Annotated in this window: 18 protein-coding genes and 1 pseudogene; 7 read left to right on the top strand and 12 right to left on the bottom strand. The window is 66.7% G+C overall.

What is annotated here, in order from left to right:
- Positions 1 to 21: 21 nt before the first annotated feature.
- Positions 22 to 714, top strand: coding sequence for an esterase (locus AWC14_RS24420; RefSeq protein WP_045383388.1), 693 nt, complete (start codon positions 22 to 24; stop codon positions 712 to 714).
- On the opposite strand, the gene AWC14_RS24415 is transcribed toward AWC14_RS24420, so the two are convergent.
- Complete coding sequence (locus AWC14_RS24415) at positions 711 to 1,967, bottom strand: outer membrane protein assembly factor BamB (RefSeq protein ID WP_045383509.1); 1,257 nt, start codon at positions 1,965 to 1,967, stop codon at positions 711 to 713. The two genes, AWC14_RS24420 and AWC14_RS24415, sit on opposite strands and share 4 nt — an antisense overlap.
- A gap of 132 nt (positions 1,968 to 2,099) precedes the next feature.
- On the opposite strand from AWC14_RS24415, the gene AWC14_RS24410 reads away from it, so the two are divergent.
- Together AWC14_RS24410 and AWC14_RS29830 are read left to right on the top strand one after the other, a co-directional pair.
- Entirely contained in the window at positions 2,100 to 2,837 is a 738-nt protein-coding gene (locus tag AWC14_RS24410; RefSeq protein WP_045383385.1) for an acyltransferase, read from the top strand.
- A 104-nt stretch (positions 2,838 to 2,941) separates the two neighbouring features.
- Entirely contained in the window at positions 2,942 to 4,282 is a 1,341-nt protein-coding gene (locus tag AWC14_RS29830) for a cryptochrome/photolyase family protein (protein ID WP_081968285.1), read from the top strand.
- Here AWC14_RS29830 and AWC14_RS24400 read toward each other — a convergent pair.
- A pseudogene (locus tag AWC14_RS24400) lies at positions 4,278 to 6,314 on the bottom strand (MMPL family transporter); the annotation flags it as partial. The gene AWC14_RS29830 and the pseudogene AWC14_RS24400 overlap by 5 nt on opposite strands.
- 109 nt (positions 6,315 to 6,423) lie before the next feature.
- Between AWC14_RS24400 and AWC14_RS24395 the strand changes: the two are divergent.
- The 3 genes from AWC14_RS24395 to AWC14_RS24385 are packed head-to-tail and all read left to right on the top strand — an operon-like array spanning position 6,424 to position 9,228.
- Positions 6,424 to 6,912, top strand: a complete 489-nt coding sequence (locus tag AWC14_RS24395) for a TspO/MBR family protein (protein WP_045383379.1) — start codon at positions 6,424 to 6,426, stop codon at positions 6,910 to 6,912.
- A complete protein-coding gene (gene fni / locus AWC14_RS24390) occupies positions 6,909 to 7,940 on the top strand; it encodes a type 2 isopentenyl-diphosphate Delta-isomerase (RefSeq protein WP_045383376.1) in 1,032 nt (343 codons plus the stop codon). Before AWC14_RS24395 ends, fni begins: the two co-directional genes overlap by 4 nt.
- A 4-nt stretch (positions 7,941 to 7,944) precedes the next feature.
- The gene (locus tag AWC14_RS24385) at positions 7,945 to 9,228 is read left to right on the top strand and encodes a glycosyltransferase (protein ID WP_045383374.1); all 1,284 of its coding nucleotides are present in this window, start codon (positions 7,945 to 7,947) and stop codon (positions 9,226 to 9,228) included.
- On the opposite strand, the gene AWC14_RS24380 is transcribed toward AWC14_RS24385, so the two are convergent.
- The 10 genes from AWC14_RS24380 to AWC14_RS24335 all read right to left on the bottom strand — a co-directional run bounded on the left by AWC14_RS24380 (position 9,146) and on the right by AWC14_RS24335 (position 18,624).
- The gene (locus AWC14_RS24380) at positions 9,146 to 9,754 is read right to left on the bottom strand and encodes a MarR family winged helix-turn-helix transcriptional regulator (RefSeq protein WP_045383372.1); all 609 of its coding nucleotides are present in this window, start codon (positions 9,752 to 9,754) and stop codon (positions 9,146 to 9,148) included. The two genes, AWC14_RS24385 and AWC14_RS24380, sit on opposite strands and share 83 nt — an antisense overlap.
- Positions 9,755 to 9,923: 169 nt before the next feature.
- Complete coding sequence (locus AWC14_RS24375) at positions 9,924 to 11,411, bottom strand: DUF2867 domain-containing protein (protein WP_045383369.1); 1,488 nt, start codon at positions 11,409 to 11,411, stop codon at positions 9,924 to 9,926.
- A 4-nt stretch (positions 11,412 to 11,415) separates the two neighbouring features.
- Positions 11,416 to 11,859: a DUF2784 domain-containing protein gene (locus AWC14_RS24370; protein ID WP_045383366.1), complete on the bottom strand. Its 444-nt coding sequence runs from the start codon at positions 11,857 to 11,859 to the stop codon at positions 11,416 to 11,418.
- The gene (locus tag AWC14_RS24365) at positions 11,847 to 12,854 is read right to left on the bottom strand and encodes a DUF5914 domain-containing protein (protein WP_045383363.1); all 1,008 of its coding nucleotides are present in this window, start codon (positions 12,852 to 12,854) and stop codon (positions 11,847 to 11,849) included. Before AWC14_RS24365 ends, AWC14_RS24370 begins: the two co-directional genes overlap by 13 nt.
- On the bottom strand, positions 12,851 to 14,371 hold the full coding sequence (locus AWC14_RS24360; protein WP_045383361.1) for an FAD-dependent oxidoreductase: 1,521 nt from the start codon (positions 14,369 to 14,371) through the stop codon (positions 12,851 to 12,853). Before AWC14_RS24360 ends, AWC14_RS24365 begins: the two co-directional genes overlap by 4 nt.
- 9 nt (positions 14,372 to 14,380) lie before the next feature.
- Positions 14,381 to 14,692 (bottom strand): lycopene cyclase domain-containing protein, encoded by a 312-nt coding sequence (locus AWC14_RS24355; protein WP_045383358.1) that lies wholly within the window; start codon positions 14,690 to 14,692, stop codon positions 14,381 to 14,383.
- Entirely contained in the window at positions 14,689 to 15,012 is a 324-nt protein-coding gene (locus AWC14_RS24350) for a lycopene cyclase domain-containing protein (RefSeq protein ID WP_045383355.1), read from the bottom strand. The genes AWC14_RS24355 and AWC14_RS24350 overlap by 4 nt, the downstream gene beginning before the upstream one ends.
- Entirely contained in the window at positions 15,009 to 15,956 is a 948-nt protein-coding gene (locus AWC14_RS24345; protein ID WP_045383353.1) for a phytoene/squalene synthase family protein, read from the bottom strand. The genes AWC14_RS24350 and AWC14_RS24345 overlap by 4 nt, the downstream gene beginning before the upstream one ends.
- Positions 15,953 to 17,476, bottom strand: a complete 1,524-nt coding sequence (crtI, locus tag AWC14_RS24340; RefSeq protein ID WP_085241481.1) for a phytoene desaturase family protein — start codon at positions 17,474 to 17,476, stop codon at positions 15,953 to 15,955. The genes AWC14_RS24345 and crtI overlap by 4 nt, the downstream gene beginning before the upstream one ends.
- Complete coding sequence (locus AWC14_RS24335; protein WP_081968284.1) at positions 17,473 to 18,624, bottom strand: polyprenyl synthetase family protein; 1,152 nt, start codon at positions 18,622 to 18,624, stop codon at positions 17,473 to 17,475. The genes crtI and AWC14_RS24335 overlap by 4 nt, the downstream gene beginning before the upstream one ends.
- A 169-nt stretch (positions 18,625 to 18,793) precedes the next feature.
- On the opposite strand from AWC14_RS24335, the gene AWC14_RS24330 reads away from it, so the two are divergent.
- Positions 18,794 to 19,989 (top strand): transposase (locus AWC14_RS24330; RefSeq protein WP_085241479.1); only part of this gene is annotated, 1,196 nt, incomplete at its 3' end.

The following is a 19,989-nucleotide window of genomic DNA, read 5'->3' as shown; positions in this document are numbered from 1 at the left end:
GTTTGCGAGGACACATCGACGATGCGCACTGTGATCGCGGCCGCGCTGCTGGCGGCCGGAGCCCTGGTGGGCTGGCCGGGCGGGCCGCCGGCGGTCGCCGACCCGTCCTGCGCAAGCCTGGGCGGCAGCCTCGACGGGCAGACGTGTCACGTGCACACCTCGAACGCCACCTACACGCTCGACATGAAGTTTCCGGTCGACTATCCCGACCAGCAGGCCCTGACCGACTACCTCACCCAGAACCGGGACGGGTTCATCAACGTCGCGCAGACTTCGGGACCCCGCGACCAGCCCTACCAGATGGAAGTGACGTCGGAGCAGTACCGCTCGGGCAAACCGCCTAAGGGCACCCAGAGCGTGGTGCTGAAGGTGTTCGAAGACTTGGGCGGGCCGCGGCCGTCGACCTTCTACAAGGGGTTCAACTACGACCTCGACAAACGCCAGCCGGTCACCTTCGACACCCTGTTCGCGCCGGGCAGCAAGCCGCTGGACGCCATCTATCCGATCGTGCAGCGGGAGCTGAGCCGGCAGACGGGGCTGGGCGCTGCGATCCCGCCCGGCACCGGCCTGGACTCGTCGCATTACCAGAACTTTGCTATTACCGACGACTCGCTGATCTTCTACTTCGCGCCGGGGGAGTTGCTGCCGCCGTTCGCGGGCGCCGCCCAGGCCCAGGTGCCGCGCAACGCCATCCCGCCGTTGGCGGTCTCTTAGGCCGGGGAGAAGCTGTAGACCTGGCCGTCGCTGGTGGCGGCGACCACCCGGCGATCGTGGCCGACCGCCACCCCGACCGGGTAGCCGGTGGCCTCCGGCAACGGATAGCTGTTGACGGTGTGGCCGTCGCGTGGATCGAAGACCAGCAGCGACATCCCGCGATCGGCTTTTGCCACCGTGTAGCCGACACCGCTGCCGGCCAGGCTCGACGTGGACAGCGGAGTGACGTCGTCGCGGCGCCACACCTGGTCGGCGTGGTCGGCGGCGTCCTTGAAGGCGACCAGCTGTGTGTCCGGGCCGCCGCCCGACACGATCAGCCCGCCCGGCGTGAGAGCGGGCGGCGTCTGCGCCAGAAACTTCAGTGGCGCCGACCATTTCGGCTTTCCGTCGGCGACGTGCAGCGCCCACAGCCGTTGGTCGCGGCCGTTGACGTAGACGGTCGAGCCGTCGGCGGACAGCACCGGGCTGGCCAGCACACCGGCCGCCACGGCGTCACTGGTCCACTCTCGGGTGAGCAGCGGGTTTTGCCCCGGGTGATACTTCAGGCCGACCAGCACCGCCGCGGTGGCGCCGGGCTCCCACAGGCTCAGCACCACCGACCCGGTCGCGGCCGCAAAAGCCGGCGCCGCGGCCACCGGACAGCCGGATCGGGCCGGCGCGCAGTCGGCAAGCCCGCGGGTGGGATCGGTCGGGTCGACGCCTTCCACCAGATCCAGTGGGCTGCCGTCAACAGTGCCGCGGTGCGCGTCGAACACCAGCACCTGGCCTAAGTGGGTGACGACCAGCAGCTGGCCGTCTTTGAGAATCCTTGGGGTGGAAGGCATTCCGATCACCGGCGCCCGCCAGCGCGTCCACTGGGTGGGCGGAAAGGACATCATCGCTCCGGGCTGGCCGACGTAGACGTTGTCGAAGCCGTCGAACAGCGGGCCGGCAAAGCCGCCGCCCTGGACCAGCCGAACGCACCAGCGCTGCCGGCCGTTGTCGGCGTTCTCCCATTCCATCAGTGAACAGCCGGCCGGGGTTTGCGCGTTGAGCACCATCCAGCCCCGGCCGCTCAAGGCGGGCGACGCGGCCAGGCTGCCCTTCACGGACCGCGTCCAGCCCAGCTTCAGCGTCGTCGCACCGGTCGTCGGGGTGTAGCTGGTGTTGGACGCGTCGCCGTATTGCGCGGGCCATCCGGGCGCGGGCGCGGCGTCGACCCAGGAGTCGGTGTTTCGGCAGCCGGAGAGTGTCAACAGCACCACTGCGGCCATGACGTTCACGGTCTGCACACGCGACGGAAAGCGGGTGCGCCAGAACACGGTGCTGAGAGTAACGGGTATGGGCTCGGCTTTGTCGTAACGCCCTGCTCGTCCTGGAACGTCGCTGGACTAAGCTCTGCGGCCATGACGACCATGTGGGGGGCGCCCCTGCATCGCCGGTGGCGGGGATCGCGGCTGCGCGACCCGCGCCAGGCCAAATTCTTGACGCTGGCATCGCTGCGGTGGGTGTTGGCCAACCGGGCCTACACGCCGTGGTACCTGATCCGCTATTGGCGGTTACTGAGGTTCAAGCTCGCCAACCCGCACATCATCACCCGCGGCATGGTCTTCCTCGGAAAGGGCGTGGAGATCCACTGCACGCCGGAACTGGCCCAGCTCGAGATCGGCCGCTGGGTGCACATCGGCGACAAGAACACCATCCGCGCCCACGAGGGCTCGCTGCGATTCGGCGACAAAGTGGTGCTCGGCCGGGACAACGTCGTCAACACCTACCTCGACATCGAGATCGGCGATTCGGTGCTGATGGCCGACTGGTGCTACATCTGTGACTTCGACCACCGGATGGACGACATCACGATGCCGATCAAAGACCAGGGCATCGTCAAGGGCCCGGTTCGCATCGGACCGGACACCTGGATTGCCGCCAAGGTGACGGTGTTGCGCAACACCACCATCGGCCGTGGCTGCGTCCTCGGATCGCATGCGGTGGTCAAGGGCAACATCCCGGACTACTCGATCGCGGTCGGCGCACCGGCCAAGGTGGTCAAAAACCGCCAGCTGGCGTGGGAGACGTCGGCGGCACAACGGGCCGAGCTGGCGGCGGCGCTGGCCGACATCGAACGCAAAAAGGCCAGCCGCTGACTTCGGCTACGTTGGAGCCGTGTATTTGCTGCTGATGGGGAGCCCCCTGGTGCGCGGCGGGATCGACGAGGTGCACATCGGGTTAGAGGTCAAAGCCGCACCGGATGCCTAGCTTGTTGTGGTTTCGCCGCGATCTTCGGCTGAACGATCTGCCGTCATTGGCCGCCGCGGCGTCCGACGGCGACGAGGTGCTCGCCTGCTTCGTGTTGGATCCGCGGCTGGAATCCTCGTCAGGCCAGCGTCGGCTGCAGTTCCTCGGCGACTCGTTGCGCCAGCTGCGCGACGACCTCGATGGTCGATTGTTGGTGATCCGCGGGCTGCCGGAAGAGCGAATCCCGCTGATCGCCAAGGAGGTTGATGCCTCTGCGGTGCATGTCTCGGAGGACTTCGCGCCGTACGGGCGGCGCCGCGACGAGCGGGTGCGCTCGGCGCTGGGAGAGGTGCCGCTGGTGACGACGGGATCGCCGTATCTGGTTTCGCCGGGACGGGTCGTGAAGGACGACGGCGCACCGTACAAGGTGTTCACCCCGTTCTTCCGCCAGTGGCACGACGTCGGCTGGCGGGCACCGGCGCGAACCGGGCGCGGCTCGGCACGCTGGCTCGATCCGGCCGGCATTTCGAAGAAGCACGCGGCGATCCCCGATCCCGGTGCCGCGCTTGATGTCTCGGGTGGCGAGGCGGCCGCGTTACAGCAGTGGCACGGCTTCGTCGAGGACGGCCTCGACCGGTATGCCGAGGACCGGAACCGGCCAGACCGCGACGGCACCAGCCGCATGTCGGCGCACTTGAAGTTCGGCACGATTCATCCCAGGACTATGGTGGCCGACTTGGACCTACGTCGCGGCGGTCCGCGTGCTTACCTGCGCGAGTTGGCTTTTCGTGACTTCTATGCGGCGGTCTTGCACCATTGGCCGCACAGCGCGTGGTGGAACTGGAACCGCGATTTCGACGCCATCGAAACCGACAGCGGACAGGACGCCGAGCGGTTGTTCGAGGCGTGGAAAGCCGGCGAGACCGGGTTTCCGATAGTCGATGCGGGCATGCGCCAGCTGCGCCGGACCGGATACTTGCACAACCGGGTCCGGATGATCGTCGCGTCGTTTCTGGTCAAGGATCTGCACCTGCCCTGGCAATGGGGTGCGCGGTGGTTCTTGGACCAGTTGGTCGACGGCGACATGGCCAACAATCAGCACGGGTGGCAGTGGTCGGCCGGATGCGGCACTGACGCGGCGCCCTACTTTCGGGTGTTCAATCCGACGACGCAGGGTCAGAAGTTCGATCCGGCAGGCGATTACATTCGGCGCTGGATTCCCGAGCTGGCTGACGTCGATGATGTCCACTTGAAGAGCGGCCCGCGTCCGAGCGGCTACCCAGCCCCGATTGTCGACCATGCTGCGGAGCGCGTGGAGGCGCTTCGGCGCTATCAGCGCATCGGCGGAAAGTAGGCCACCAGATCCGGATACCGATCATCGCGAACAGCGCCGGAATGACCAGGGTGCGAACGACGAAGGTATCCAGCAAGATCCCGAGCCCGACGATGATGCCCAATTGGGTCAACACGATCAGCGGCAGCACGCCGAGCACACAGAACACCGCCGCCAGCACGATTCCGGCGCTGGTGATGACGCCACCGGTGGCCGAGACGGCACGCACCATGCCGTCGCGTGCGCCGTGCTCGGGAGTCTCCTCGCGGGCGCGGGTCACCAGGAAGATGGTGTAGTCGACCCCGAGCGCGACCAGGAACAGGAACGCGAACAGTGGTGTGCTGTTGTCCAGCGCGGGAAACCCGAAGAGGTGAATGCTGGCCCAGCCGCCCAGACCCAGCGCGGCCAGCGCGCTGAGCACCGTGGCCGCGACGAGCACCGGCGGGGCAAGCACCGCCCGCAGCAGTACGTACAGCACGACCAGGACCACCAGCAGTATCGCCGGGATCACCACGCGCCGGTCGCGCGTCGCGGCCGCGCGAACATCCGAGGCTTGCGCGTCCGCGCCCCCGACCAGGGCGGACGGGTCTGCTGATCGCACCGAATTGCGCAGCGCGGCAATGGTATTGAATGCATCGTTGCTCGACGGAGCCGCGTCGAGCACCACGGACCACTTGGTCAGTCCGGTCGGCGACTGGCCCGCAGGCATCGCCGAGACGACGCGGGGCACCGCCACGATGGCCTGCTGAACCTGTGCTGCCCGTGCGGTGGGTGCGATCACGACGGTGGGATCGGATGCGCCGCCGGGGAAATGTGCGGCCAATGTTCGGAATCCGGAGACCGAGTCGGCTTGCACGCGGAACTGCTCGGTCTGTGACAGCCCGATGTGGGTTCCGAGCAGCCCGGCGCTCGAGGCGGCCAGTACGGTGACCGCGACAGCGCAGACGGCGGCGGGCTGGCGGCCCAATGCTTCAGCTACGCGCTGCCAGCCGCCGGTCGCCGTTGTTTGCGCGTCGCCGGCGCGCGGAATGAAGGGCCAAAACACTCGCCGGCCGCAGAGCGCCAGCAGTGGCGGCAAGACGAACAGCAGCAGAATGGCCGCAACGACCAGCCCGCAGGCCGCGCACACGCCGAGACTGCGGGTGCTCGGCGTTACGGCCAGGACCAGCGTCAGCAGGGCCAATACCACCGTCGCGTTGCTGGCCAGAATCGCCGGGCCGGCAGCGCGCACCGCTCGCCGCAACGCCGTGCGCTGATCGGTGTCGTTTCGCAGTTCTTCGCGATAGCGCGAAATGAGCAGGAGCGCATAGTTCGTGCCAGCGCCGAATACCAGCACGCTGGTGATGCCGGCGGTGGCGCCGTCGAAGGTAAGCCCTGTTGCCCCGGCCACGATCGTTCCCAACACCGATGCCACTCGGTCGGCCAACGCGATCACGGCCAGGGGAACCAGCCATAGCACCGGGGAGCGATACGTAATCACCAGCAGCAGCGCGACGACCAGAGCGGTGACCACGAGCAGTGTGATGTTCGCGCCCGAAAATGCATTGGCGATATCGGCGCCGAACGCCGGCCCGCCGGTCAGGTGTGCGCTCAGCGTTGCGGGCAATCCGTCGCTAGCGGCCGCCCGCAGCCCTTTGACCGCATCGTTGAGCTCGAAGCCGGACAGCTTGGCGCTCACCGAGGCGGTCGTGATCGCGGCTTTTCCGTCGCGCGACACCACTACCGGGGTCGAGGCCGCGGGCAACGCCTGCGGACTGCGGTGCATGCGGTCGCGGGCCCGCTCGCTGGCGTCCACGTCAGCTGACGTCAGTGTTGATCCGTCGGTGCGAGTAATCACCAGAATCGCTGTGGCCGCGTCGCCACCGGCAAATTGGGCCAGCGCCGCCGTGGCTCTGGCCGATTCCGACGAGCTGGGCACGGAGACCGGCGACTGGTTGGCGGCGCTGTTGTTGCCGGTGATTGCCATCAATGCGCCGCAGACCGTCAAGACGGCTAGAGCGATTAACCATGAACGACGGTGCGTCACCAGAGCGGACTGGCGGTCCCACAGCACGCTGAGAGCCTCTCATCCAACTAAATCGTTAAGCAACTGAACAATCTATCCGAGTTGTGGGTACTCTCTGGTTCCAGGCGGATATATGACAATCGACCAAGGAGACGGTATGCGCGCCTCTACCCTGGCCGCCACGGCTGCAGGTGTAGCCGCCGCAGCGGTGATCGGCGGTCTGGCCAGCGGGCCAGCTGTTCGCTCCCCGTGGTACGCACGGCTACGCACACCGTCGTATCAGCCTCCGCGGCAGGCGTTTCCAGTAGTATGGCCGGCCCTGTATGCCGACACCGCGCTGGTGTCAGCCTCGACGATCGACGAGCTGGGGCCCGACGCACGCGCCTACCAGATCGCCCTTGCAGGCAACCTCGTCCTCAACGGCAGCTGGTCGTGGATTTTCTTCAATCGGCACCGTCTGGGAGCAGCGGCACTCGTCGCCGGGGCGTTGACCGCCAGCAGCGCGGACTTGACGCGACGGGCGGTGGCGGTGCGCGGCGTCAAAGCTTGGCCGTTGGGGGTTTACCCGTTGTGGTGTGCATTCGCGACGGTGCTGTCGACGCACATTTGGCTGCTCAACCGACAGCAGGGAATTTCATCTTTATGACGGACGGCGGCATCACGGACCGCAAGCGTCGTCACATCGATGTGTGTCGTGACGGCGATGTCGGCTACCCGAGCATGACCACCGGCCTGGAGCGCTATCGCTTGCCGTACAACGCGCTGACGCAAACCAGCCTTGCCGATATCGACCTGTCCACCGCGTTTTTGGGCGTGCCGCTGCGCGCGCCGGTGCTGATCGGCGCGATGACGGGAGGCGCGCAGCTGTCGGGCACGATCAACCGGAATCTGGCGGAGGCGGCACAACGGTTGGGCATCGGGATGATGCTCGGATCGCAGCGGATCATGCTCGACAGTGAGCAGGCCGCAGACAGCTTCACCGTTCGCGATGTGGCGCCCGACATATTGCTCTTCGGCAACATCGGATTGGCGCAATTGACGAAGGACGCGGTGCCCGACATCGCCAAGGCGCTTGACCGCGTCAGCGCGGATGCGCTTGCGGTACACACCAATCCGTTGCAGGAGGCGATGCAGCATCGTGGCGACACCGACTTCTCCGGCTCACTGAGCCGCCTGTGCGATGTCGCCTCCGAGTTAAGGTATCCATTGCTGCTCAAAGAGGTGGGGCATGGCCTCGGCGCCGCGGCCGTCGCCGAGTTGACCCGGCTGTGCACCGAGCCGCCGATCGCCGCGATCGACGTCGCAGGGGCCGGGGGGACGTCATGGTCTGCGGTGGAGCAGTTGGTTCGTTACGGGGAGTTGCGCTATCCCGATCTGGCCGACTGGGGTATTCCGACGGCACAAGCTATCGCCGAGGTCCGCGACGTGTGGCCCACAATGCCATTGGTGGCGTCCGGCGGCATCCGGACCGGTATGGACGCGGCCAAGGCGATCGCCTTGGGTGCCGACGTGGTGGCGATTGCGCGCCCATTGCTCGAAGCGGCGATCGGATCCGCTGATGCGGTCGAGGATTGGCTGCAGCGCTTCATCGACGAGTTCAAGATCTGCTTGCACGGCTGCGGTGTTCGCGATCTCGCGGGTCTACGGGCTGTGCGGTTGATACCCGCCGGATGACCCGATGGCAGTGATTCTCGCCTACGGCTCGCCGGCACTCGGACACCTGCTGCCGATCACCGCGCTGTTGGCCGAGCTGGCCGATCGCGGTCATCAGGTTCACCTGCGCACGATGGCGTCGGGCGTCACCCGCGCGAGAATGCCCGGGCTGCACGTCCAGCCAGTCGACCCGCGTATCGAAGCCGTCGACGGCCGGGATTGGCTGGCGCGGAACGCCCTCGGCGTGCTGGAAAGATCCATCGACGTGTTGTGTCGACGGGCCGTACTCGAAGTCGACGATCTGCGGCAAGCGATCGCTGGTGTGCGGCCCGACGCCGTGATCGTCGATGCCAACTGCTGGGGCGCCATGGCCGTCGCTGAGGCGGCAGACGTGCCGTGGCTGATATTTTCACCGTTCACCCCATACTTGGGGTCGCGTGGTGTGCCACCGTTCGGCCCCGGTTTGCGACCGTTGCCCGGCGTGGTGGGGACGGTTCGCGACGCAGTCATGCGCCCCGTGGTGGCCGCGCTGTTCGACAACCGAGTTTTGCCGCCAATCAACGCTATTCGCTTCCAGTGTGGTGTGCCGACAGTCGACTCGGTCGACGAGTTGATGCGCCGAGCACCGCTCCTTTTGGCGGTCGGTGGTGAGCCGTTCGAATACCGCCACCCGGATTGGGGTGACTCCGTGCACCTGATCGGGGCCTGCGCGACAGAACTCGCGCCGCCAGAACCGCCGAGCTGGATGACCGCCGTCGATCGGCCCCTCGTGTTGGTCAGCACCTCCTCGATCAAGCAGGCCGATAGCGTGCTTGGCCGGGTCGCGCTTCAGGCGCTCGCTGATGAGCCGGTGCACGTCGTTGCCACATTTCCGGCAGGTGTTCCGAACGGACTACCCCATACGTCGAATGCGACGGTGTGCCAGTTCACGCCGCACACTGCCGTGCTCGAGCGCGCGTGCTGTGCGATCACCCACGGCGGAATGGGCAGCACCGTCAAAGCGCTCGACCGCGGTGTGCCTGTCTGTGTGGTGCCCTTCGCCCGGGATCAGGCCGAGGTCGCGCGTCGGGTGCAGATGGCGCGATGCGGTACCCGGTTACCTCTGAGGAGGCTCAGTCCCCGGCGGCTAAGGGCCAAAGTGCGCGAGGCGATGACGATGGTCGACGGCGCAGGCCGGGTGGCCGCCGGGTTCGCGGCGACCGGCGGTGTCGCGCGTGGAGCGGACCTCATCGAGCAGCGGATGCTCGGCCAGAACGTTTCGAAGATTGCGCAGCCCGGTGCGTCGCCGCCTTACGACGTCGATTCGTAGTAGCTCTACCGCTTTTCGCGATAGCTGCCTTCTCCAGGGAACACAATTCCTCTTCGAAGAGTGACATGGACGCGATCATCGCGGTGAAGACCCGGTGTGCGGCAGCCAAATCCTTGTCTGGGAGGTCGGCGATCGCCGATCGCAGGTGCGTGCCCAAGGGACTGAAGAAGGTATGGGCCAACGCCAGGCCGCTGTCCTCGTAGCGCAGCAACGCTTTGCGACGATCGGCCGGGTCAGGTTCGCGGCGGATGTGGCCGGCGTCGATCATCCGGTCCACCAGATAGGTGATGGCCGCCGCCGAAACGCCCATCCGCTGTCGCAGTTGGGCGAGCGTCAGCGGCGCTCCCGCGGTTTCGGCGACCATGATGTGGAGCAAGGCGTGAAAATCGTTGTCGCTCACCTGGTGGCTACGCGCGAAGTGGCGACCAATACGGTCGGCCTGAGCTGTGATCGCCCGCATGTCAGCCGACATGAGCTTTTCCAGCTCTTCCCGGGACTGTGCCTTACCAGCGCCACGCTTGGCCACGTGTCTGCGTTCCTCTTCCGCGATGTGTCGACCAGCGTATCGGCACCCCATGTACGGCGACCGGAGACCCGCCGGGTCCACATTGAAAGCCGGGCCTGGACGCCGCCAAGGTTACGTGGCGCATATCTGTGTGCCCCGCACCGCGGCTAACCGTCAGGTCCTGGTGGGGTCACGAGCCCGACTCATCAGCGACTGGCGCCACCGGCATTCCGGACCGCGAGGCGGCGGTCGCGATATCGCGGGCGATGCCGCCGAATATGGCATCGTGTAGCGGCCGCAAGCTATTCCAGAACAGCTGCCCGCCCAGCCCGTAGGGCTGAAACAGTACGCGTTGGCGATAGGCAACGCGATCGCCCGGCTGCACGGACATTTCCAGCCAAAGGCGGCCCGGCAGCGGAAGATCGGCGCGTAGTCTCAGCAGATGCGGCGCGTCGATGTGCTCGACTCGCCACCAGTCGAGAGCTTCGCCGTGGTGGAGACCGTGGGTATCGCGTGCAGCCCGACGGATCCCCGCCTTGCTTGCCAGCTGGGCGATCCACCCGCGTAACGACCACGCCAAAGGTGAAGCCGACCAGCCGTGGTCGGCGCCCACGGATTCGATGACCTGCCACAGCGTTGCGGCATCAGCCGATGTTCTTAGTTCCCGCTTGCCCTCGTACAGCGAGCCGCCGGCCCAGTCCGGATCGGTGGGGAGTGGACGCGATGGCGCATCGTCGCCGTCGGACCGGGCCCATCGAGTGCGTAACTCCTCGTTGCGTAGATGTGTGAGGGCCAGTTCCACGGCGTCTTCGTAATGCGTCAATCCGCCTGGTGGGTCACCGATATAGCGGGCGATGTCGTGTTCGGCGCACGTCACGTCGTTTTTCAGCGATTCCATCAGCGACACTGCGAGCCGGCGCGGAAGCGGTGTGACCAGATGGACCCACTGCGCGGACAACCAGGGGCTCAGTACAGGTACCGGCAGCGCTATCCGCCGCTGCAGACCCGCGACCGCGGCGAATTTGCGGATCATGCCGGTGTATGTGAACACGTCGGGCCCACCGATGTCGAACGCGCGGTTCACCTCCGGGGGCAGGCTCGCGGCATGGGCCAGGTAGTACAGCACGTCGCGAATTGCGATGGGCTGCACGCGGGTTCGCAGCCAGCGAGGAGTGATCATCAACGGCAGACGTTCGGTCAGGTAGCGCAGCATTTCGAAACTGGCCGAGCCGGCGCCGATGATCGCGGCCGCCCGCAGCTCCACGGTCGGTACGCCGGACTCGCTTAACAACCGGCCCACGTGTGCCCGTGAGCTCAGATGGTCGGACAGTTCCTGCTGCTCGGCGGTGATGCCGCCGACATAGACGATTCGGGACAACCTGGCGGCCGCGGCGGCGTCGGCGACGATGCGGGCAGCCTGGGCGTCGAAATCGACGAAGTCAGGCCGCATCAGGGAATGGACAAGGTAATAGAGAACGTGTTGTCCGTCTAGTGCCTGCTGCACCGCGTCGGCGTCCGATACATCACCCTGGACGACATCGACCTGCTCGCGCCAGCCAACGTCGTTGAGCTTGGCGGGATTACGGGCCAGTACCCGCACGTCGTGACCTTCCGAGAGCAGCTCGAAAATCAACCGGGTGCCAAGGTATCCGGTCGCGCCGAGGACCACGCAGCGCATCTGGCTACTCCTCAGTCCGGCCGGCATGAGCCGCAGTATGCGCAGGATGCCCGTGGCTGCGGCGACGCTGCTTCCGCTTGCGGCCCCGTTTCGCTATCAACACCACCCATGAGATGCCGGCCACCGCGAAAGCGACTGTTTGCGCGACGTCCGTGGTCCCGACCGGGTAGAAGACACCTTCCACGTAGCGGTCGACGAACCCGGACGCCGGGAGCGGACCAAGGCCGGCTCGGCCGCGCGCCCGTTGCTCCAGCCACGTCAGCGGGCACGGAAATCCAAAGGCGACCACGCCAACCCCCCACAAAACGGCCGGCACGTGCAGTACGACGGTGCGCGGCCAGCGCAATGCCAAAAAGCCGCCGCTGGGAAGGTAGATCAGGTAAGCGAAGTGCGTGGCAACTATCGCCGCCACGCCGCTCAGATGGGCCGTTTTCCCTAGCTTTGCCATTGGCGTGACCGCACGTGGTAAAGCCGCTCGGCGTAAGCGATATCGTCGCGCCACAACTGTGTTCCGGCGTATCGCATCAACGTGGTCAGCAGCGGCGCGGCGCGGCGAGCGGCTCGAAACCCCGTCCTGTCGGAGTGCGCGACGACGGCTTCGGTCACCGCGCACCGGGGCCGTCCGTCGCCGCCCAAACCGATTGGCGTCGCGTGGGTTTCGACGACGCTGCCGATGCCTTCGCCGTCCACGATGCGCATCACGATGGTACGCGCCTCGGGACTGGTGAACTCGGCGACCACGGGCACGCCGAGTGGGCCGACGCGAAAGGTCACCGCCACCAAAAACCGGTCCACCTCCGGCGTCGGCGTGGTCAGCACCTCCAGGCGAGTGAATGAACGCGGGTGAAGCCAGGTGCCGTGCCAAGGGTCCAGTCGGTTGGCGATGACGTCGCACGGTTCGCAGACACCGACCACTCGGGTGACCGCGTGCATCGTGTCACTGATCGGGCGCGCCGCGATCACCGGCGCCTCCAGCGGTAGTTCACCGCCGGCAGCGTCCAGCCGAACCCAGGCCAGCACGCCGTCGTCGTGGCACGGCAGCGGCGTCCAGCCGAACTCGCACGCATCCTCGCTGTCGAGCGATAGGCCGTGCCAGCGGCAGATCAACGTCCCGCGCCGCACGGCTGCGGTGGCCAGGTCCGCGCCGAGATGCGGGCAACTGCGTGGGCCGACCTGCAACCGGCGGTTCTGGTCTCGCCACGCCACGATGTCGGCGCCGGCGACGGTCGCGCCCAGCGGACGGTCGATGCGTACGTCGCTGCTGGCGGCGAAGACGTACCAGTTGCCGGTGGTACGCCGCTGGGCTCGGTCGAGTGCGGCGTCGATGATCGCCGGCGCTGCATCGCGGTACGTGGGTCGCTGCGTCGCCCACGGCGTGGGTGGCAGGGCCTGAAGCGGCCAGTCCTTGGGCCAGTGCTGCCGCCATCGGTCGCCAAAACTCATCTCAGCCTCTGCATTTCGCGTCGGGCCAGCCACCGCAGCGCAGCCCAGCGGCCGCTGGTGGGCACGGTATCCACTGCGTGACCGGCCAGCCCCCACTGGGACAACAGTCTGTTGGCCGCCCACCAGCCGGTTGTGGCTGCGCGTTCCATCAACGCGACGGGCAGGTCGATGCGGATTCCGTCGCCGGCCAACACCAGCCCCGGCTGCGGAGTGAGCACGCCCGGCCGATGAGCGTGGGAGCCCGGCGCGAACAGCGGACAATCGTTGCGCTGCAACACCCTTTCGAAAACGATGTGCGCCTCCGCGGTCTCGGGGTACAGCTTGTGCAGTTGCCGAGTCGCTGCCCTACACGGCGACTTGGAACCCAGGGCATAGCAATGCAATTCGACAACAGAGCCGTGGTGTGCGCGTGCCCATTGGCCGGCTTCGCGCTCGTAGCGTTCCAGTATGCTGATATTGTCCAGCGGCTTGTGGCCGGCGGTTCCCAGAAATGCCGGCCGTTGCGCCGCGACGGGACGGTCCAGCCAGAGCCGCTGCACCGCAAACGGTGGCGCGGTGCGCAGCCGCCGTATCCGGGCCCGCCACAAGTCGTTGCCGAGCCCAGCGGATGCGGCGACGATTCGCTGCAGGCCCGCGATGTCGGTCGCCAACACCACCGCATCGGCATCAAGACGCTCACCGGAATCGATGTGCATCCGAAACGTTCTGGCACCGGCGTCGACGCGCGTGGCCTCCGTGCCCAGCCTGAACCGCACGTCGTGTTGCTCCAAGTACTGCCGCATCGGCTGCCACATAGCGGTGTCATAGTTCGCGTTGGGCACGTCGAAGATGAGTCCCTCGTTGCTGCCGAGGAAGTAGATGTGAAACATCGTTGCCAATTCGGCGGCCGACAAATGCGCGGGCTCGGCGAAGAAGCTGCGCGAGAACACCTCGAAGGCCAGATGCCGTGCGGCGTCGGGAAAGTTGATGCTTTTCAGGAAGGTTTCGGCGTCGACGTGGTCGAGCAGCTCATAGATCTGTGGCACCGAGACGGCCGCCAGCGGTGCGGCCGCACGCGCCTCGATCCGCGCGAGGTCGCGAAGCCGAAACGTCGGGCTGCGCAGCGCGAATACCAGGGCGTTCCAGGGTGGGGTGCGCGGCAACCCGCGGAAGCTGTCCCGTCGGCCGGCGGCGTCGACGAGCGGATAGTCATCGACGGGTGTGAGCATGCGCAGCGCGGGATCGGTGCGGCGCAACAGCGCGCGCAAGTTGTAATACTGACGGAAGAACGCGTGAAATCCGCGGTTCATCGGGAATTCGGCGCCGTCTCGGTGCTCCGTCCAGCCGCCAGCCCGGCCGCCGAGGTAGGTCTCGCGTTCGATCACCTCGACGGCGACGCCGCGTTCGGCCAGCCCCGTCGCGGCGGCTAGCCCGGCGATGCCGCCGCCGACCACGACCACCCGCGGTCGCCACGAGAGCGCGCCTGTGTTCGGCAATCCGCTTGCTGCCGGGTGAGTTCGGCGACGCCGATCGGTCATTGCGGCGCCTTACCGGTGCGCATGTCGGCGTTCCCACAGCAGTAGCACCGCGGTGACCATCGTGAAACCGAACAGGAAATCTTCCACCGGAATGTCGAACGGGAACCGCAGACCGATGGTCTGGTGCCGGTCGTAGCTGACGACCGGGGCGCTGAGTTTGGTCAGCCAACCGTCGACCGGGATCTGAAAGCCGAGCACAATCACCATCGACAGCCAATAGGACAGGCGGCGAAAGAGGCCGGTGCGCAACAGCATCAACTCGAGCGCACAGACCACGGCCACGGCCGCTACGGCCGGTGCGGTGTAACCCAGTCCCGTCACTGTCGCTTTACCCGATCGATGATCGTGCTCACCGCGTTGTAGGTGAGTAGTGCGCACAGCGGAATCACGAGGAAGAACAACACTTCTTCGATCGGCACGCGAATCGGGATCGTCCACCCGGTGATGTAGGCAGGGTTGTATGTCCATATCCGTGCGGCAACCGCGAGCTCATCCCACAACAGGAAGACAGCCGCAACCGGCAATATTGCGACGAGAACCCGCTTGGGCCGCTGATAGACGCCGCGACCGAAGATCTCCAGCGGCGCGGTGATCGTCAGGCATGCGGCCAGGACCAACAGGTATTGCCAGTGATCGCTCATGCGGCATCGGATTTCGGGTGGTCGGTACCGGCGCGGGCGCGCCAGGCGCGGATCAGTCCGGTGCCGGCGGCCTGCAGCCGGCGGGTGGTGCCCACTGTGGCGCGGCGACCGAACACCGCGAAGTCGCTGTCCTCGATGCGGTTCAGGATTTCCGAGTACAGCGTCAATGCGGTTGCCACACAAGGGCGTGAGCGCGGTGCCAGCATGGTGATCCCGTCGGCGGCGAGCCGATAGAACTGCCAGGTGACGTCGTGTTGGTCTGCCAGCGCGCTACGCACCCGCCTATCGGTGCGTCGGTTGTGGTGGCACCACATCAGCAGCTCACGGTCTACCCCGTAAGCGGCGAGTTCGTCGGCGGGCAGATAGACCCGGTTGCGCATCAAATCTTCGTCGATGTCACGCAGGAAGTTGGTCAACTGGAAAGCCCGCCCGAGTGCCGCTGCGTAGGGAGCCGCATCTTCCACCGGCCCGACCGTGCCCAGTATCGGAAGAAGTTGTAGCCCAATGGCTTCTGCGGAGCCGCGCATGTAGATGTTGAGCGCGTTGCGGTCCGCATAGTCGGTGACGGTCAGGTCCATGCGCATCGACGCCAGGAAGTCGGTGAACAGATCGGGGTCGATGTCGTAGCGGTGGACGGTGTCGCTGACCGCCGCGAGCACGGGGTCGTCGTGGTCGCCGCCGGCGAAGAACCGCGCGGATAGCCGGGCGAGCTGTTCGGCTCGAGTGTCGGTGCCTTGGGCAGGATCGACGACATCGAGGATGTCGTCGGCGTAGCGGGCGAAGCCGTAGAGGGCGTGCACCGGCGGCCGCTGATCCGGCGCCAGCAGCCGGGTGGCCAAGAAGAAGGTGCGGCCGTGCTTGGCGTTGATTTCGCGGCAGCGGCGATAAGCATCGCGCAGCCGCGGATCGCCGATGCCCGCGGCGTTCAACTCGGTGCGAATCATGCCTTCTGCGCTTTCAGGTCGAGGTGTGTCGTGGGTCGGGCGACGAGCCCGGTGATGCGGTCTGCGGCCAGTCGCCCGGAGATCAGCGCGGTCGGCACTCCCACCCCGGGGACGGTCGACGACCCGGCCAGCACGGCGTTGTCGATACCGCGCACGGTGTTGGCCGGACGAAACGGCCCGGTCTGACCGAAGGTGTGCGCCAGCGCGAAAGGCGTGCCGGCTACCATGCCCTGACGGGCCCAGTCGGCGGGTGTCACGACCTCGAGCACTTCGGCGTCGTCAGCCAAATCCGCCGCCAGTCGTCGTCGCACGGTTTCGACGATGTCGTCGGCATACCGGCGGCCCCCGTCGGACCAGTCGACGATGCCGTTGCCCAGGTTGGGCGCGGGGGCGAGCAGGTACAGCAGGTCGCGCCCCGCCGGTGCGAGGCTGGAATCGCTTGCCGTGGGCCGAGTGACGAGCAACGAGGGGTCGGACATGAGTCGCCCGTGGTCGATGATGTCGGTGAAGGTCTGGTGCCACGCGGCGCCGAAGAGGATGGTGTGGTGTCGCGTCGGCGGACTTATCTGACGACAGCCCACGTGCACCACCACCGCCGACGGCGAGGGCCGCAGGGCCCGCAATCGGCGTGGAGTGCGGCCCAGCAGCGCGTAGGTGTGCGGCAGTTCGGTGGTCAGGACCACGGCGTCGCAAGGAATGCGCTCACCCTGCTCGGTGTGGACGGCGGTGATCCGGCCTGTGGCGTTGTCCAGTTTCGTGACCGTGGAGCCGTAGCAGAACCGCACGCCGGCGTCGGCCGCGGCGGCGGCCATCGCGTCGGGCAGCGCGCGCATGCCGCCGTGCGGAAAGTACACGCCGGCAATGGTGTCCATGTACGCGATCACGGCGTATGCCGCGAGCGCGTTATGGGGCGCGACACCGGCATACAGCGACTGGAAGGTGAACACCCGGCGCAGCCGGTCGTTGGTGATGTGGCGCTTGACCATGCTGTCCCAGTTGCGGAAGCCGCCGATCGCCGCGAGCCGCGCCAGCGCGGGCGTCAGCAGCGACAGGGGCGACTCGAAGTTGGCAGCGATGAATCCGTCGAACTCGATGCGATAAAGGTGGGTCAGCCAGGCACGCAGTCGCCGGTAGCCGGCGGCCTGCTCTTGGCCTGCGAATTCGGTGATGGCAGCCGTCATCCGCTCCTGGTCGCTGTGAACGTCCAGGCAGCTGCCGTCGGCGAACGCGGCGCGGTAAGCCGGTTCGACCGGCAGCAAGTCCAGACGACTGGAGCGCGTCTCACCGACTGCGGCGAACACGTCGTCGATGATGTCGGGCATCGTCAAAACTGTTGGGCCGGTGTCGATCCGGTAGCCGTCCAGGTCCAGTCGGCCCGCACGCCCGCCCGGCCATGGGCGGCGTTCGACCACCGTGACCCGTCGCCCGCGGCCGGCCAGATGCAGCGCCGCGGACAGACCCGCCAAGCCGGCACCGACCACGACGACGTGGTCGCTGGCTCCCCGGATGGCCCTGCTCACTGGGCCCGCTGGGTGCAGTAGTCGGCCATCTTGACCAGCGCTGCGCTAACGGACTCGTCGATCGCCATGTCAGCCAATGCATTTCGGGCGAGCACGAGCCGCTCGCCGATCATGTCTTCGATCCGCTGCACCGCGCCCGTTGCGGCGATCAACGCCCGGCAACGATCCAGTGCGGCGTCGTCGAGGTCGTCCCCGTTCATCAGGTCCTGGAGCTCTCGGCGCGTCGGGCTGTCGGCCATTTGGTGCGCAGTGACGATGACGCTGGTCGCCTTGCATTCGAGCAGATCTGCACCGCTGGGTTTGCCGGTGACCGCGGGCGCACCGAAGATGCCCAGGATGTCGTCGCGAAGCTGAAAGGCTTCCCCGACTGCGGCACCGTATCGCCCGAGCTGTGACAACGTGCGGTCGCTGCAACCGGCCATCGCGGCGCCGATCTCCAACGGCCGACGCACGGTGTAGTTGCCCGACTTGCGCCGCGCCACCTCGAGTACCGCCTCCAACGTTGGCAGATCACGGATATCGGCTGCCAGATCGGCGAATTGACCCAGCGCCAACTCGACACGCATGGCGTCGTAGCGCGGCCACGCCTGCTGCAGATGGCGTGGCTTGAGACCGCTTTCCCGCAGCATCTGCTCGGCCCAGATCAGGCACAGGTCACCGATCAGGACGGCGGCCGATTCGCCGAACCGGCGCGACGATCCGGACAGCCGACGTTCGCGATGCAGGCGGGCCAGTTGGATGTGCACCGCCGGACGACCTCGGCGCGAGTCCGAATCGTCCATGACGTCGTCTTGCAGCAGCGCAAACGCGTGCAGCAGCTCCAGGCTCGCGGCGGCGCACAACGCCGCATCGCTGGGCTCCGCGCCGCAGAGCCAGCCCAGATACATGAACGTCGACCGCAGGCATTTACCCCCGGAGACGAACTCCACCAAGACATCACCGGCGCCGTCCAGACCGGCCCGATCCAGCTCGGCGCCGGCGACGAATCCTCGGACATTCGACAGCACGGTGCGGCGCACCTCCGAGCGCCACGCGTCGAACTGATCGATGTCGATGCGCCAGTCCGCCGGCGAGGACGGCGCGGGCACAACCGACAACGCACGCGATCTGACCACCGGCTCATACCCCTCTTGCTGCGCGGATCCCATGCTGCGTCGCAGCACCCAGCGTGTTATTGACCTTCATTCATTTTCTTAAACATTAAGCTAGCGAAGGTATCGGATATGCGCCAGGTCCAACTAGGAGACTGCTGATTTAGTGGCGCGGGTTTCGGCGTGGCTGAGTGGGTTTGGTGCGGGTTGCCGCGAGGATCGGTGCGTGGCGTTGGGATGTGAGGTTCGGCAGGGCCGATTCGATGATGTGATGCTGCTGGTGGGTGATCAGCTGCCGGTGGGCAGTATCTATCGGCTGTTGGCTGAGCACGGTGGCGCGTTGTTTGGTGATGAGTATTTCGCCGATCTGTTCAAGGCCTCGACGCGGGGTCGCCCGACGGTGCCGGCGCGGGTGGTGGCCACGGTGATGCTGCTGCAGGCCTATGAGGGGCTCTCTGATCGAGAGGCCTGTGACCGGTTGGCATTTGATCTGCGCTGGAAGGCTGCCGCCGGGTTGACGGTGGGGGCGGCGGCGTTTCATCCGACGGTGTTGGTCGGGATGCGTAACCGGCTGCGGGCTTCGGATCGGCCGCGGCGGTTGTTCGACGATGTCAACACCATTGCGCGGGCGGCGGGGTTGTTGCGGGGACGGCGGCGGGTGCTCGATTCCACTCCGTTGTTTGATGCGGTGGCTACCCAGGACACGGTGATTCAGCTGCGGGCGGTGATCCGCAAAGTCCTGTCCGCGGCTGATCGGGCCGACCCGGTGCTGGCGGGCACGGTGCGCACGGCGCTGCAGCGTGACGATGACTACGCCACGCTGGGCAAGCCGCCGTGTGATTGGGACGACCCGGCTGCGCGGGAGGCGCTGGTGGATGCGCTGGTCCGCGATGCTTTAGCCGTGCTGGCCGTATTGGACGGCCACGAATTGGGCGGGCCGTTGGCTGAGGCCGCCGAGCTGCTGGGGTTGGTGGCCGGTCAAGATGTCGAGGCCGGCGAGGATGGGGTGTTTCGTATCGCCCGGCGGGTGGCCCGCGATCGGCTGATCTCCACCGTCGATGTCGCGGCCCGCCACGGGCACAAGTCACGGGCCCGCACCTTCGACGGCTACAAGAGTCACCTCAGTGTGGATCCTGACGAGGAGCTGATCACCAATGTGGCCGTCACCGCGGCCAACACCGCCGACCGCGAGGTCATCGACGAGCTGCTGGCCGAACCCGCCACGGGCGCACCTGCTGATACCGAATCGGTGACCGGTGAGCCTTACGCCGACACCGCCGAGGATGACGGTTGCGGCTCGCAGAATGGTTCGGGGTCGAAAGGGTTTGAGGTGTATGGGGATTCGGCGTACGCCGGCGGGGCCACCTTGGATGAGCAGACCCGGCGGGGTCATGACATGCGTGCCAAGGTGCCTCCGGTTCG

It is taken from the genome of Mycobacterium kyorinense (genome assembly GCF_002101735.1).
GTDB classification, from domain to species: domain Bacteria; phylum Actinomycetota; class Actinomycetes; order Mycobacteriales; family Mycobacteriaceae; genus Mycobacterium; species Mycobacterium kyorinense.
This window is presented reverse-complemented; position numbering and strand designations above follow the sequence as displayed.

What these genes read in the sequence shown, in the direction of transcription:
- AWC14_RS29830 (WP_081968285.1), top strand. Translation starts at nt 2,942, where the DNA reads ATGCCTAGCTTGTTGTGGTTTCGCCGCGATCTTCGGCTGAACGATCTG.
- AWC14_RS24420 (WP_045383388.1), top strand. Translation starts at nt 22, where the DNA reads ATGCGCACTGTGATCGCGGCCGCGCTGCTGGCGGCCGGAGCCCTGGTG.
- AWC14_RS24350 (WP_045383355.1), bottom strand. Translation starts at nt 15,012, where the DNA reads ATGAGCGATCACTGGCAATACCTGTTGGTCCTGGCCGCATGCCTGACG.
- AWC14_RS24385 (WP_045383374.1), top strand. Translation starts at nt 7,945, where the DNA reads ATGGCAGTGATTCTCGCCTACGGCTCGCCGGCACTCGGACACCTGCTG.
- AWC14_RS24345 (WP_045383353.1), bottom strand. Translation starts at nt 15,956, where the DNA reads ATGATTCGCACCGAGTTGAACGCCGCGGGCATCGGCGATCCGCGGCTG.
- AWC14_RS24335 (WP_081968284.1), bottom strand. Translation starts at nt 18,624, where the DNA reads ATGGGATCCGCGCAGCAAGAGGGGTATGAGCCGGTGGTCAGATCGCGT.
- AWC14_RS24395 (WP_045383379.1), top strand. Translation starts at nt 6,424, where the DNA reads ATGCGCGCCTCTACCCTGGCCGCCACGGCTGCAGGTGTAGCCGCCGCA.
- AWC14_RS24415 (WP_045383509.1), bottom strand. Translation starts at nt 1,967, where the DNA reads ATGGCCGCAGTGGTGCTGTTGACACTCTCCGGCTGCCGAAACACCGAC.
- fni (WP_045383376.1), top strand. Translation starts at nt 6,909, where the DNA reads ATGACGGACGGCGGCATCACGGACCGCAAGCGTCGTCACATCGATGTG.
- AWC14_RS24375 (WP_045383369.1), bottom strand. Translation starts at nt 11,411, where the DNA reads ATGCGCTGCGTGGTCCTCGGCGCGACCGGATACCTTGGCACCCGGTTG.
- AWC14_RS24370 (WP_045383366.1), bottom strand. Translation starts at nt 11,859, where the DNA reads ATGGCAAAGCTAGGGAAAACGGCCCATCTGAGCGGCGTGGCGGCGATA.
- AWC14_RS24360 (WP_045383361.1), bottom strand. Translation starts at nt 14,371, where the DNA reads ATGACCGATCGGCGTCGCCGAACTCACCCGGCAGCAAGCGGATTGCCG.
- AWC14_RS24410 (WP_045383385.1), top strand. Translation starts at nt 2,100, where the DNA reads ATGACGACCATGTGGGGGGCGCCCCTGCATCGCCGGTGGCGGGGATCG.
- AWC14_RS24365 (WP_045383363.1), bottom strand. Translation starts at nt 12,854, where the DNA reads ATGAGTTTTGGCGACCGATGGCGGCAGCACTGGCCCAAGGACTGGCCG.